The sequence below is a fragment of the Kitasatospora sp. NPDC058965 genome (assembly GCF_042741245.1).
Lineage (GTDB): Bacteria > Actinomycetota > Actinomycetes > Streptomycetales > Streptomycetaceae > Kitasatospora.
In genome coordinates this window covers 1-13,919 of the sequence record NZ_JBHYKG010000232.1, presented here as the reverse complement: position 1 = coordinate 13,919, position 13,919 = coordinate 1, and the positions used below count along the sequence as shown (strand labels likewise).

The 13,919-nt window shown below is 74.4% G+C and carries 9 protein-coding genes; 6 read left to right on the top strand and 3 right to left on the bottom strand.

What is annotated here, in order from left to right; translation table 11 throughout:
- Positions 1–48: 48 nt before the first annotated feature.
- Positions 49–2,661 (bottom strand): BTAD domain-containing putative transcriptional regulator, encoded by a 2,613-nt coding sequence (locus ACFW1A_RS29330; protein ID WP_380413909.1) that lies wholly within the window; start codon positions 2,659–2,661, stop codon positions 49–51.
- Between the two features lie 160 nt (positions 2,662–2,821).
- On the opposite strand from ACFW1A_RS29330, the gene ACFW1A_RS29325 reads away from it, so the two are divergent.
- Genes ACFW1A_RS29325 through ACFW1A_RS29300 form a run of 6 tightly spaced genes read left to right on the top strand, consistent with a single transcriptional unit; the run spans position 2,822 to position 11,272 of the window.
- Complete coding sequence (locus tag ACFW1A_RS29325; protein WP_380413907.1) at positions 2,822–4,600, top strand: fatty acyl-AMP ligase; 1,779 nt, start codon at positions 2,822–2,824, stop codon at positions 4,598–4,600.
- The gene (locus ACFW1A_RS29320) at positions 4,600–6,342 is read left to right on the top strand and encodes an acyl-CoA dehydrogenase (protein WP_380413911.1); all 1,743 of its coding nucleotides are present in this window, start codon (positions 4,600–4,602) and stop codon (positions 6,340–6,342) included. Before ACFW1A_RS29325 ends, ACFW1A_RS29320 begins: the two co-directional genes overlap by 1 nt.
- Before the next feature lie 19 nt (positions 6,343–6,361).
- Positions 6,362–6,649, top strand: coding sequence for an acyl carrier protein (locus ACFW1A_RS29315; protein ID WP_380413905.1), 288 nt, complete (start codon positions 6,362–6,364; stop codon positions 6,647–6,649).
- Positions 6,649–9,390, top strand: coding sequence for a type I polyketide synthase (locus ACFW1A_RS29310; RefSeq protein ID WP_380413903.1), 2,742 nt, complete (start codon positions 6,649–6,651; stop codon positions 9,388–9,390). The genes ACFW1A_RS29315 and ACFW1A_RS29310 overlap by 1 nt, the downstream gene beginning before the upstream one ends.
- A 5-nt stretch (positions 9,391–9,395) precedes the next feature.
- Positions 9,396–10,415 (top strand): 3-oxoacyl-[acyl-carrier-protein] synthase III C-terminal domain-containing protein, encoded by a 1,020-nt coding sequence (locus ACFW1A_RS29305; RefSeq protein WP_380413901.1) that lies wholly within the window; start codon positions 9,396–9,398, stop codon positions 10,413–10,415.
- On the top strand, positions 10,415–11,272 hold the full coding sequence (locus ACFW1A_RS29300; protein ID WP_380413899.1) for a 4'-phosphopantetheinyl transferase family protein: 858 nt from the start codon (positions 10,415–10,417) through the stop codon (positions 11,270–11,272). Before ACFW1A_RS29305 ends, ACFW1A_RS29300 begins: the two co-directional genes overlap by 1 nt.
- Positions 11,273–11,279: 7 nt before the next feature.
- On the opposite strand, the gene ACFW1A_RS29295 is transcribed toward ACFW1A_RS29300, so the two are convergent.
- On the bottom strand, positions 11,280–12,266 hold the full coding sequence (locus ACFW1A_RS29295) for an AfsA-related hotdog domain-containing protein (protein WP_380413896.1): 987 nt from the start codon (positions 12,264–12,266) through the stop codon (positions 11,280–11,282).
- A 79-nt stretch (positions 12,267–12,345) separates the two neighbouring features.
- The gene (locus ACFW1A_RS29290) at positions 12,346–13,386 is read right to left on the bottom strand and encodes a hypothetical protein (RefSeq protein ID WP_380413892.1); all 1,041 of its coding nucleotides are present in this window, start codon (positions 13,384–13,386) and stop codon (positions 12,346–12,348) included.
- Between the last annotated feature and the right edge of the window lie 533 nt (positions 13,387–13,919).

Below are 13,919 nucleotides of genomic sequence, written 5' to 3'. Positions count from 1 at the left end.
GGCCCCGACCCTGCGCGGGTCGGGGCCGGCCGTCGGCCTGACGGGTGGTCAGCCCGGCGTCGCCGCGGCGAGCCGCCACACGCCCGGCCGGACCTCCAGGCCGGGCGCCGCCGGTTCGCCCGCCCGGTCCGCCCGCACGTCGCGCAGGATCCGGCGGGTGTAGGCGTCCAGCCGGCGGTCGCGCAGCCGGCGGGCCAGCTCCAGGCACTCGGTGAGCCGGCGCTCGGCCAGTGCCGCCCCGCCCGGCAGGGTCAGGGCCAGCAGGGCCAGCGCCCGCAGCGCGTCGTACCGCCCCCGGGTGTCCTCGTGCTCGGTGCTCACCGCCAGCGCGAGGTCCAGCAGGGCGGTGGCCCGCGGCCGGTCGCCCAGCCCGAGCTGGACGTCGCCCAGTCCGACCAGGATCCGGCCCAGTTGGCGCTGGTCTCCGGCCCGGGCCGCTGCCTGCCTGGCCTGCTGGTACAGGTCCTCGGCGGTGGCCAGGTACCCCTGCTGCCAGGCCAGGTCGGCCAGCGAGCGGAGCGCCCGGGCCCGCCCGCCCTGGTCCGCCAGGCGGTCGGCCGCGTCCAGCGCCAGGCGCTGCACCCGCTCCCAGTCCGCCCAGGCGGCGCAGGTCTCCAGGTAGCCGGTGAGGCTCTCCGCCAGGTCGGCGGCCAGCGCCCACAGGCCCGCGGCGTGCGCGGCGCGCAGCACCTCGTCCAGCGCCCGGCGCTCCCGGGCGAACCAGTCGAGCGGCCGGGCGCCGATCCGCCCGGTCACCGCGGCGGGTTGCGAGCGGCGGCCCGGGGTGATCAACTCGTCCGCCTCCGCGGCCCGTTCGGCGTAGGCCCGGCAGATCCGGCGCAGTGCGGCCGAGGCCGGACCGGACGCCGAGGTCCCGCCGGGCCCGAGCAGTTCCACGGCCAGCGGCCGCAGCAGCGCCGGCAGCCGGTACCGGTCGTGCAGGCCGCCCGCCCCGGCCCCGGCCGGGCGCAGCAGATCCGCGTGCACCAAGGCCTCCAGGGCCAGTTCGGCCTCCTCGGGGGGCAGGTCCAGGGCGGCCGCGGCCGCCCACAGCTCGAACGGCTGCGCGGGCAGCAGGCCGAGCAGCCGGAACGCCGACTGCTGCTCCCCGGGGGCGTCCTGGTACTGCGTCAGCAGGCGTTCCGACAGGTCGGGATCGCCCACCCGCAGGGTCGCCAGCCGGGTCCGCTCCCCGCGCAGCCGCTCGGCCAGCGTGGCCGTGGTCCAGTGCGGCCGGGCCACCAGCGCCGCACCCGCCGCTCGCAGGGCCAGCGGCAGGTGGTCGCACTGCTCGGCGATCGCCGCCGCCTCGCCGTCGGTGTCCGGCAACTGCAGCACGGCCCGGGCCTCGGCACCGTCCAGCACCCCGAGCACCAGCGGCGCCAGCCCGCGCAGCCCGGCCGGCGCCCGGCGGGCGACCACCAGGGCGATGGCGCCGGCGTCCAGCAGCGGCTGCACCTGGTCGGCGCCGGCCACGTGGTCCAGCACCAGCAGCAGCCGTCGCCCGCGCAGCAGTTGGGTGACCAGCGAGCGCAGTGCGGCCGGGTCGGCGGGCAGCGGATCGTGCATCCCGCCCAGCCGCAGGACCCGGACCAGTGCCTCCTCGGCACTGAGCGGGTGCCCGGGGTGCAGGTCCAGGTAGGCCCGGCCGTCCGGGAACAGCGGGGCGGCGGCGTGCGCGGCGGCCAGCGCCAGCGCCGTCTTGCCGACCCCGCAGGCCCCGGTCAGCAGCACCCCGGTGTGGTCCCGCGCCTCGGTCAGCAGCTCGGCCAGCCGGGCGAGTTCGGCCGTCCGGCCGGCGAAGGCGGGGTCGGCCGGCGGCAGCGCCTCGACCACCTGCCGGGGCAGCCGCGGCCCGGGTGCCGGGGCGCCGGCGGTGACCCCGGGCGGCAGCAGCAGCTCCGGGTCGGCGGCCAGGATCCGGCGCTGCAGCGTGCGCAGCGGCACGCCGGGCTCCACCGCCAACTCCCGGACCAGGGTGCGCCGGACCTCGGTGAACGCCTGCAGCGCGTCACCCTGGCGGCCGGCCCGGTAGAGCGCCACCATCAGGTGTCCGTGCAGCTCCTCGCGCAGCGGGTGCTCGGCGGCGGCGCTCTGCAGCTCGGCGATCAGCTCGGCGTGCCGGCCCAGTTGCAGGTCGGCCCGGAAGCGCTGCTCCAGCGCGGTGGTGCGCTCCTCGCCCAGCCGGCTGGCGATCCGCTCCAGCATCGGTCCCAGCGGGGTGCCGGCGAGCAGTTCGCCGCGCCACAGCGCCAGCGCGCTGTGCAGCAGTTCGCCGGCCTGCTCGTAGTCCTCGGCGGCCAGGGCCGCGCGGCCGGTGTGGTGCAGGCGCTCGAAGGCGGTCAGGTCGAGCTGGTCCGGATCCAGCCGCATCAGGTAGCCGGGGGCCCGGGTGAGCAGGGCGCGCCGCCCGTAGCCGGGGTCGGCGGCGTCCAGGAACTTGCGCACGTGCGAGACGTAGACCTGGAGCGTGGTGGCCGCGGTGCGCGGCGGCAGGTCGCCCCAGAGTTCGTGGATCAGGCGATCGGCGGAGACCACCTCGTTGACCCGGGCCAGCAGCGTGCCCAGGACCACCCGCAGTTTGGCGGCCCCCGGTGTCAGCGGTGTGTCCTCGGCGCCGTCCTGGTACAGCTCCAGCGGTCCAAGGATCCGGAACTTCATTCGTGTCCCCCCTTTCGGCTCCCTGGCCACTCTAGGAGTGCGGGGCGGCGCCGCTCACCGGCCGAGGGCTCGAACGAGGGTCCGCAAGCTGCCCTTTAGGGGTGCTGGGCACCCTGGCCGGGACAACGCTGACCGAGCGAGCACGACCAAGGGGGAACTGATGCGCGAGCCGTCGACTTTCACCGAGGTGGTCCGCGAGCGCGCCCAGGCCGCCGCCGACGCCCAGGCCCACGTCTTCCTGCGCGAGCGGGAGGGCGAGCTGGTGCCGGACACCAGCAGCTACGCCGACCTGGACACGGCCGCGCGGCGGATCGCGCACCGGATCCAGGGCTACGGGGTCAAGGGACAGCCGGTGGTCCTGCTCTACCCGGCCGGCCCCGAGTTCCTCCAGGCGTTCCTGGGCTGCCTGTACGCGGGCGCCGTCGCGGTGCCCGCGACGCTGCCGGGCGGCCACGGGCAGCTGGAGCGCCTGGGCGGCATCATCCGCGACACCCGGGCCACGCTCTTCCTCACCGACACCGCGCACGCCCCGGAGATCTCGCTCTGGCTGGCCATGGAGGGCGTGCCGGACACCGTCTGCCTGGCCACCGACACCGCGGGCTTCGGCGACCCCGAGGCCTGGCAGCCGGTCCGCACCGGCAGCGACGACCTGGCCTTCCTGCAGTACACCTCGGGCTCCACCGCGGACCCGCGCGGCGTGATGGTCTCGCACGCCAACCTGATCGCCAACCAGCAGGTGATCCAGCAGTCGATGGGCACCGACGAGCGCGACGTGCTGGGCGGCTGGCTGCCGCACTTCCACGACATGGGCCTGATCCTGCACCTGCTGCACCCGCTGTGGATCGGCGGCAAGGCGGTCCAGCTGTCGCCGACCAGCTTCCTCAAGCGCCCGGTCCGCTGGCTGCAGGCGATCTCCGACTACCGGGTGACCGCCGGCGGCGGCCCCAACTTCTGCTACGACCTGTGCCTGCGCCGGATCACCCCGGCCCAGCAGCAGGGCCTGGACCTGTCCAGCTGGCGGATGGCCTTCAACGGTGCCGAGCCGGTGCGCTCCAGCACCCTGGACGCGTTCGCCGCCCGGTTCGCCGAGAACGGCCTGCGCCCCGAGGCGCTCTACCCCTGCTACGGCCTGGCCGAGGCCACCCTGATGGTCTCCGGACCGGTGCCGGGCGAGGCGTACACCGAGCTGGCGGCCGACGCGGCCGCGCTGGAGCAGGGCCGGGTGGTCCCGGCCGCCGAGGGTGCGCAGACCCGCCCGGTGGTCTCGGTGGGCCGGGTGGTCGACCTGGACCTGCGGATCGTCGACCCGGTCAGCCGGGCCGAGCTGGGCCCCGGCGAGGTGGGCGAGATCTGGGTGGGCGGCGACAGCGTGGCCCAGGGCTACTGGCACCGCCCCAACGAGAGCCGGCTGACCTTCCACGCCACCGTCGAGCACCCGCTCACCCCGGTCGCCGGCGGCTTCCTGCGCACCGGCGACCTGGGCACGGTGGACGAGCAGGACCGGCTGTACATCACCGGCCGGCTCAAGGAGACCATCATCATCAACGGCCGCAACCTGTTCCCGCAGGACATCGAGTGGGCGATCCGCGAGCTCGGGCCGGCCTTCTCGTTCGGTGCCGCCTTCACGGTGGACGCCGGGGTGGAGCGGCTGGTGATCGTCCAGGAGGTGCGGGCGGGCGAGGCCGACTGGGCCCGGCTGCGCGAGAAGGCCACCGCCGTGCAGGCGCTGATCGGGCGGGAGTTCGCGATCCCGGCGGCCAACGTGCTGCTGGTCAAGCCCGGTTCGGTCTCGCGCACCACCAGCGGCAAGATCCGGCGGGCCCGCACCCGCGAGCGGTTCCTGAGCGGCGAGCTGACCGGGGCCTACGAGATCCTGGAGCCCGAGGTGCGGGCGCTGGTGCGGCCGAACGAGCTGGCCGGGCTCGGGGCGTGGCAGTGATGACCACCGCGGTGCGCCGACCCCTCGCCCAGCTGCCGGTCCCGGAGCGGGTGGCCCGGCTGGAGGAGCTGTTCGGCGACCCGACCGAGCCGGGCAACCCGGTCGGGTACACCCGGCTGCTGGAGGCCGACCGGCGGGCCCAGCTCTCCGGCGAGGCCGAGGACCTGCTGGACGAGTTCGGGATGAGCGCCGAGTACGTGCCGCTCGACCTGGGCGGCCGGCTGGACTCGGTCGACACCCTGGTGCGGGTGATGCGGCCGGTCTTCCGCCGCGACGTCTCGGTCGGCATGGGCTACGGCTTCATGTCCTTCATGGGCGCCAGCGACGTGTGGATGGCCGGCACCGAGCGGCAGCGCCGCCGGACGGCCGAACTGCTGCTGGCCGGCGGCAAGGTGTCCATCGCCCAGCACGAGACCGCGCACTCCAACGACCTGGTGCGCAGCGGCATCCGGGCCACCCCGGCGGGCGGCGGCTTCCTGCTGAGCGGCAGCAAGCCGATGATCAACAACCTGGGCCGGGCCGGGGCGGTGGCGCTGTTCTGCCGCGGCCACGAGCAGGGCAGCCGCAGCCACTCGGTGATGCTGATCGATCCGGCCGAGCTGCCGGGGGAGTTCACCGTCCGCCCGTACCCGCCGGCGGTCGGCATGCGCGGCTGCCAGTGGGCCGGCCTGGAGCTGGGCCAGCGCAACTGGGTCAGCCGGGACAGCCTGCTCGGCCCCGAGGGCAGCGGGCTGGCCACGGCGCTGCGCTCGTTCCAGATCAGCCGCACGCTGGCCGCCGCGCTGTCCGTCGGCGCGGTGGACGCGTCGCTGCGGATCGCGGTGCGCTGCCAGTACGAGGACGGCTCGCGGCCCTCGGCCCGCGAGGCGCTGGACCCGCAGCGCACCGCCGGCGCGCTCACCGGCGCCTTCGTGGACCTGCTGCTCTTCGACGCGCTGGCGATGGTGGCCACCCGGGCGGTGCACCTGCTGCCGGGTCAGACCAGCCTCTACTCGGCGGCGGTGAAGTACCTGCTGCCCCGGGTGCTGGGCAACACGATGTACGACCTGTCGATCGTGCTCGGCTCCCAGCTGTACGTGCGGGAGGGCACCCTGGGCGCCTTCCAGAAGCACCTGCGGGACCTCCAGGTGATCACCCTGGGGCACGCCGGGTCGGTCGCCTGCCAGGCCACCCTGCTGCCGCAACTGCGCGGCCTGGCACGGCACTCCTGGTTCAACGAGCAGGAGGCACCGCCGGAGCTGTTCCGCCCCGGCGACCCGCTCGGCCCGTTCCGCTACCAGGAGCTGGACATCGCCTCCGGCCACGACAGCCTGGCCGCGGTCCTGGTGGCGGTCGCCTCGGCACTGCCCGCCAACACCCCGCTGCTGCGGGTCTTCGCCACCCTGGTGCGGGAGTTGACCGAGGAACTGCGCGACCTGCGGGACCGCCTGCTGGCGCTGCCGGTGCCCGCGCACGGCACCCCGGTGGGGCCGGGCGCGTTCGCGCTGGCCGAGCGGTACACCCTGGTGCTGGCCGCGGCCGCCGTGGTCGGCGTCTGGTGGTGGCACCAGCAGGACGACCGCGACCCGTTCCTGGCCTCGCCCGCCTGGGCCGTGCTGGCCCTGCGCAAGATCGCCCGGGCGCTGGGCGCCCGGGTGCCCGAGGTGCCGGCCGAGTGCCAGACCCGGGTCCACCACGAGGTGCTGGCCCGGTTCGGCGACCGCCGCAGCTTCGACCTGTACAACACCCCCGTCGCCGGCTGAGCCGAAGGAGTTGCCGATCATGCACGAGACGATCATCGGGAAGGACGCGGCCGAGGCCGCGATGCGCGAGTGGCTGGTCCAGCGGCTCTCCGGGTACCTGGGCAAGTCCGCCGTCGAGCTCGACCCGCAGGTGCCGCTGGCCGAGTACGGGATGAGCTCGGTGGACGCGCTCAGCCTGTGCGGCGACCTGGAGGACGAGCTGCGGATCTACGTCGACCCGATCCTGGTGTGGGAGCGGCCGACCGTCGACGAGCTGGTGGTGCACCTGGCCGCCCTGCAAGCAGGTCCGGTCGGAGTGGACGACTGATGCCCGCCGTCGCGATCGTCGGCCTGGACTGCGCCTTTCCCGGCGCACCCGATCCGGAGGCGTACTGGGACCTGCTGATGCGCGGTGCGGACGCGGTCGGCCCGATCCCCGACCAGCGCTGGGACCCGCGCGAGGTGCCCGGCGGCAGCCGCGGGGCGATGACCGCGGGCGGCTTCCTGGACGCCGCGGACGTCTTCGACAACGCGTTCTTCGCCATCGCCCCGCGCGAGGCGGCCGCGATGGACCCGCAGCAGCGGCTGCTGCTGCAGTGCGCCTGGCGCGCCCTGGAGGACAGCGGCCGGGCCCCGCGCTCGCTGGCCGGGCAGGGCGTCGGTGTCTTCGTCGGCATGATGGGCAGCGAGTGGGCCCAGCTCCACCTGCCCGACCACACCCGGGTGAACGCCCAGTTCGGGGTCGGCAGCACCGGCGCGATGGCCGCCAACCGGATCTCCCACCACCTGGGCCTGACCGGGCCCAGCCTGGTGGTGGACACCGCCTGCTCCTCCTCGCTGGTCGCGGTGCACCTGGCCGTCAACTCGCTGCTGTCCGGCGAGTGCGACCTGGCGCTGGCCGGTGGGGTCAACCTGGTGCTCACCCCCTCGCTCGGGGTGGTCTACGGGCACCTGGGCCTGGCCTCCGCGCAGGGCCACTGCCTGCCGTTCGGGGCCGAGGCGGACGGCATCGTGCGCAGCGACGGCGTCGGCCTGGTGGCGCTGCGCCGCCTGGAGGACGCGCTGGCCGACCGGCAGCCGGTGCACGCCGTGATCCGCGGCACCGCCGTCAACCAGGACGGGCGCAGCAACGGCATCACCGCGCCCAACCCGTGGGCGCAGCAGGCGGTGCTCGAAGCCGCCTACCGCAGAGCCGGGGTGACGGCCGATCAGATCCGGTTCGTGGAGACGCACGGCACCGGCACGGTGCTCGGCGACATGCTGGAGGCCCGGGCACTCGGCCTGGTGCACGGGGTGGAGCGCGAACTGCCGTGCGCGATCGGCTCGGTCAAGGGCAACCTGGGCCACACCGAGGGTGCGGCCGGGATCGCCGGACTGATCAAGGCCGCATTGAGCCTGCGTCACCGGATGGTGCCGGCCAGCCGGTTCGGCCACCAGGAGAACCGTCAACTGCGCCTGGCGGACCGGGGGCTGAGCCTGCTGAAGGCACCGCTGCGGCTGGCACCGGGCGAGGTGCTGGCCGGGGTGAGCAGCTTCGGCATCGGCGGCACCAACGCGCACGCCGTGCTGGCCGCGCCGCCGCGCCCGGAGCCGGTGCGCCGTCCGCGCCGCACCGACGGCGCGGTGGGCTGCGGAGTCTTCACGCTGACCGGCGACACCCCCGAGGCGCTGCGCCGCAACCTGGCCGCCGCCGCCGAGTCGATCGGCCGGCGCCCGCGCGGCGAGGCCGCGTCGCTCTGCTGGAGCAGCAACCGGGTCAAGACCGGCTTGGCGTACCGGGCCGCGGTGGTGGCCGGCGACACCGTGGAGCTGGCCGGCAGGCTGCGTGCCGCCGCCGAGGACGAGCTGCTGCGGGCCGGCATCGCCGAGCGCCCGGGGCGCAAGCCGGTCACCGTCTTCCTGTTCAGCGGCGAGGGCGCGGCGTGCGCCGGGATGACCGCCAGGCTGTACGGCGAGCACGAGGTCTACCGCCGGCTGCTCGGCGAGGCGGACGCGGCGCTCGGCCCGTACCTGGGTGTCGGGGTGCGCGACCTGCTGCTGGCCGGCGACGAGCGCGCGGCGCGCGGCGCGCTGGCCCGCCCGGCCCAGTTCGCGGTCGGCTACGCGCTGGCCGGCACGCTGCGCGAGCTCGGCGTGCAGCCGGCCGGGGTGCTCGGCCACGGGGTCGGCGAGTACGCCGCCGCCGTGCACGCGGGCGCCCTGGACCTGGACGCCGCCGCCCGGCTGCTGGCCGCGCACGCGCTGCCCGAGCGCGCCGACTTCGCCTCGGTGGCCGGCACGGTCACCCCGGCGGTGCCCGCGCTGCCGTTCGCCTCCACGCTGCGCGGCCGGCTGCTGCTGGACGAGGAGCTGGACGCCGCCTACTGGAGCGCCCAGGCCTTCACCGCGGTCCACTTCCACGAGGCCTTCGCCGCGCTGAACGAGTCGCTGGCGCCCACCCACGTGGTGGAGATCGGTGCCCGGATCGACCTGCTGGACCAGCTGGCCGGGGCCGACCTCGCCGAGGGCGGCCGACTGCTGGCCGCCTCGCCCGGCCCGGACGCCGGCGCGCGGGCGCTGGCCGAGCTGGTCGCCGAGCTCTACCTGGCGGGCCTGGACCCGGCCTGGGAGGCCTGCTACCCGGCCGAGCAGCGCACCCTGGAACGGCTGGTGCCCTACGCCTTCAGCGCCGAGACCCGGTACTGGAAGCGGCCCTGGGCCAGCCCGCAGCTCGCCCCGCAGGCGCCGCCCGCCGCCGCCCCCGCCGCCGCCCCGCGCACCATCGCGCAGAGCGCGGCGGCCGCCCGGCCGGAGGACCAGGTCACCCGGCTGGTGATCGAGGCGGTGCGGGAGGTCGGCGACTACGAGGCGCACCGGGTGACCCCGGCCACCCGCCTCTACCAGGACCTCGGATTCGACTCCGTGATGCTGATGCAGCTCAAGGACGTGCTGGAGGCCCGGATGCCGCAGATGGCGGACATCTCGGTGCAGCAACTGCTGCCGGCGCTGAACTCGGTCGCCACCATCGCGGAGTTCCTCAACGAGTGGATCACCGTCCAGGTGGCCGTAGAGCCTGTCGGAAGGAGTTAGCGATCATGAGTCAGAAGCCGACCTACCTCGCCGGTGTCGGCACCGCCCTGCCGGGCAAGCCCGTGGACAACACGGAGCTCGGCAGGCACTTCGGGGTCAGTGACGAGTGGGTGGACATCTTCGTCGGCACCAGAACCCGCCACTTCGCCCGTGACCTGGAGACCGGCGAGGTGCGGTACCGGCTGGCCGACCTGTGCGCCGAGGCCGGCCACTGGGCGCTCGAGTCCAGCGGCCTGAGCGGGGCCGACATGGACTTCCTGGTGGTCTCCAGCACCACCCCCGACACCCTGCTGCCCACCACCGCCACCGAGGTGGCCGACACCCTGCAGTTCAACCACCTGCCGGTCTACCAGGTCCAGGCGGGCTGCTCCGGAGCGGTCCAGGTGCTGGAGCTGGGCCGGTCGCTGATCGCCGCCGGGCACCGGCACGGCCTGGTGATCGGCGGCGACGTGACCAGCAAGCACCTCGACGTGCGCAAGAACATCAGTCGTCTGCCCACCGACGAGCTGGTGAACTACGTGCTGTTCGGGGACGGGGCCGGGGCCGCGGTGCTCAGTTCGGAGCCGGTGGGGGAGCGGGTGGCGCTGCGCGCGGTGCTCAACCGCTTCACCGGGCGCGGCCGGCCGATCGGCCAGGTCGTCGACTGGTACGGCGCGGCCGACCGGGACACCGAGCGGCCGATGCTCTACGAGGACTACAAGGCGATCGAGGAGAGCCTGCCGCAGATGTCGGTGGAGATCCTCTGGGAGCTGCTGGACGGCCTCGGCTGGTCGGACGCGGACGTGGACTACCTGCTGCCGCCCCAGCTGTCGGGCCGGATGACCCAGCGGATCGTCGACCACCTGGGCCTCGAAGGGGTCAAGGAGGTCTCCTGCGTGTCCGCCACCGGCAACACCGGCAACGCCATGCCCTTCCTGCAACTGGCGGAGCTGATGCCGCTGCTGAAGGAGAACCAGCGGGCGCTGGCGATCGTGGTGGAGTCCAGCAAGTGGATCAAGGCCGGCCTGGCCCTGGAGCGGATCTGATGGCGGCGCGGACGGGACCGGGGCTGCCGCCGGTGATCCCCGAGGCCCGGCTGGTCCGGCACCGGGACGACGACTGGTCCGGGGTGGTCGAGGACCTGGCCACCCGGGGCACCGTGCTGATCCACGCCCGGCTGCCGCACTGGCGGCCGCCCGAACCGGAGGGGCCCGAGCTGCGCCGGCTGCTCGGGCGGGACTGGACCAAGTACCTGGACATCGCGCACGCGCAGCTGCGCGACCGGTTCGCCGCCACCCGGCTGCTGCTCAAGTACGCGGCCGGCAAGTCGCTGGGCGCGGGCGACCCGGCCGACGTGGAGCTGAGCTACGGCCCCACCGGGCGCCCGTACCTGCGCGGCTGCGACCAGGTGGACGTGAGCCTGAGCCACACCGACGACCTGCTGCTGGTCGGGCTCACCACCCGCGGCCTGATCGGGGTGGACGCCGAGCGGGCGGACCGGCAGCTCTACGCCAAGGGCATGGGCCGGCACGTCTGCACCCAGGACGAGATGCGGCTGCTGGCCGAGGAGGTGGGCCGCGGCCGGGACGCCAACCAGGCGCTGCTGCGCCTGTGGACGCTGAAGGAGGCCTACAGCAAGGCGATCGCCCAGGGCATGGCGTTCCGGTTCACCGAGTTCGGCTTCGGTCCGGACGACCGGCCGGTCCAGGTGAACCGGCCGGACGGCACCCCGGGCACCGACCAGGAGTGGGGGTTCCGCACCTTCCGGCTGGACGAGTACGTGGTCTCCGCCGCGGTGTACGACGCCGGCTTCGGCCGGCTGCGGCACACCGACTTCGACAACATGCTGGACGAGGAGGCGGTCGCCGCGATCGCCGAGGAGCTGGCCCGACAACGCGGCTGACGCGCCGTCAGAAGTCCTGCACCACCGTCGCGCCGGCCTGTGCGACGGTGCGTCCGTGCTGGGTCAGGGTCAGGGTCAGGGGCACCACCGGGCGACCGGCGGTGTCCCGCTCCAGCACGCCCGGCAGCACCGAGCAGCGCAGTGGCAGGTCGGGCTCGGCGTAGCCGCGGTGGTGCATCCGCACGCCCGCCAGCGTGCTGCGCTCCGGGTCGAGCCCGCGCACCTGCCCCGCCGCCAGCAGGGCGGCCTGCCGCACCGCCTCCAGCAGCAGCAGGCCCGGAGTGTGCTGCTGCTCGGGGAAGGCCGGGTGCGACTCGGGCACCAGCACCTGGGTCACCAGGCGCGGCCCGGTCAGCAGCGCGGGCTCGGCGACCAGCACGTTGGCCGGCTTGCCGCGCCCGACCAGCAGCGGCGCCACCGGTTCGGTGGACAGCCGGGGCGGGTCCTCCGCGTCCTGCTGCTGGAGCAGGGCCAGCGCCCGGCCCCGGCTGAGCCGGCTGTAGCTGCGCGACAGCACCGGGGTGAGGAAGACGATGTCCGCCGAACCGGTGCAGCAGGGCGCGCCGTCCATCTCCAGCTCGTAGTGGAAGGCCAGACTGCGCGGCGCGCCGCCGAACTCGTGCACCGGCAGCACCCGCAGCCGGGTGGTCAGCCGGTTGCCCGCGGGTTCCACCCGCCAGTGGTCCAGCTCGGTCACCGCGAGGTCGAAGCGGTAGCAGAGCCCGGTCCGCGCGGCGGCGATGCCGAAGTACCGCTGACCGACGAACTCGCCCAGTTCGCCGATCAGCTCGGCCACGACCTGGAGGTCGTGGAAGGTACCGGGACCGTCGTTGAAGAGCGGATGGTGGTCAGGCATCCGGCCGGCCAGGGTGAAGCGTTCCTCACCGGTGGACGGCGTCTCCAACAGGTAGCGGTCCCAGTCGGGCGACTGGTGCACCAAGTGGCGGATCGCCGTGCCGCGTTCCAGCACGTCCCCGAGTCCGTCCTGCAGCATGGCTCCTCATCTCACTGCTCGTGCGCCCCTGCTCGCCATGGTGCCCGCGGGGCGGGCGCCGCGGCACTGCGCGCCGGTGTCAGCTAGTGGCCAGGCAGGCAGTGACATCCTCCTCCAGCAGGCCGAGTTGGGCCGCCCGGGCGCCCGCCTGGAAGCGGCTGGTGGCGTTCAGCTCGTCGGCGATCTCGGCGATCAGCCGGCGGCAGGTGCGCACCGACATGCCGAGCCGGCGGGCCACCAGCTCGTCCTTGTGGCCCTGGCTCATCAGCCGCAGGATCGACCGCTTCAGGTCGTCGCCCACCGGCTGCGGGACGGAGTTCTCCGGCTCGAACGGGGTGGCGTGCTGCCACAGGTGCTCGAACACCCCGCAGATGAAGCCGACCAGGTTGGGCTCGCGGATCACCAGGGCGCCGCGGCCCGGGTCGCGCAGGTGCTGCTCGGGCAGGAAGGCCACCTCCCGGTCGTAGACGATGACCCGGTCGATCACCTCGTCGGTGGTGCGGATCTCGGCGCCCTGGGCGCTCACCTCGCGGACGTAGGAGGCCTTCACCAGGTCGGTGCGGGCCGTGTGCTGGTAGATGGTGCGCAGCCGCACGCCGCGGTCCAGGGCGGCCAGCATCGGGTTCAGGATGCCGGACAGCTGCTCGGTGGCCAGGTTGCCCGGCTGGACCGCCAGGATCTCCCGACGGGCCGTCATCCGGTGGGTGTGCAGCATCGAGCGGACCGTCTCGGCGTTGGTGATCAGGTCCAGGTCGTCGATCCGGTTCCGCTGGCGGCGGCCCTCGAAGTAGGCCGGCATCAGCGACAGCACGGTGGAGCGGATCGAGGTGACGGCCTGCTGCAGGCCCAGGATCTGGTTCTCCACGGTGCCGGTGAGCTGGGCGGCGGCCGCGTCCGGGCTGACCGGCGTGAGCACCTCCGGGTCGCCCGGCATCTCCTGCAGCAGCCGCAGCTCCAGCAGGGTGTCGCGGGCCCGGACCACCGCGGGCAGTGGCAGGCCGAGCGCCCTGGCCACGTCGCCGGCGATGAACCGCCCGGTCTGGGCGGCCTGCCGGTACGCGGACGCGCTCACCTCGTCCAACTGCGCGAAATCCGGGTCGATCTCCACGGGTTCGACCATGCCTCTGATCCCCCTCGGGCGTATAGGCGGTTGCCAGACCGGACGGATAACGTGCCAGGCAACTAGGAGCCAGCGCGGAATCCTTGAGTCACCCGTGGCCGACTTGCCACAGTAAGAATGATGCAGTCGGTCCTATACCGGGCCTCTAGTCGGTCGATAACCGTCCACCACAGCGAGGAAGAACCATGCCTGAGCTCAGTGAACCGGCCCCGTGGAGTGCGACCGCAGGCGCGGGGGACGACAGCTGGCCGTGAGCCGGCCGGTAATTCCGCGCGGTTTCCGCGCCGTCTCGCACCCGGCCTTTTCGTGGTCGGCCCTTTCGTGCCCGGCCGCTTCGCGGTCGGCCTCTTCGCGGCCGAACCGAGTGCCGAACCGAGTGCCGTGCCGAGTGCCGTGCCGCCGGCCCGGCGGAATCCAGGATCCAGCCGAACCCAAGCGACGCGCAAGAGGGCCCGGGCAGACTCGTCGTCGAGCCGCCTGGGCCCTCCCCCGTCCCGGCGCGGGCCGAACCGCGGCCCCGGAATCCTCCGTTC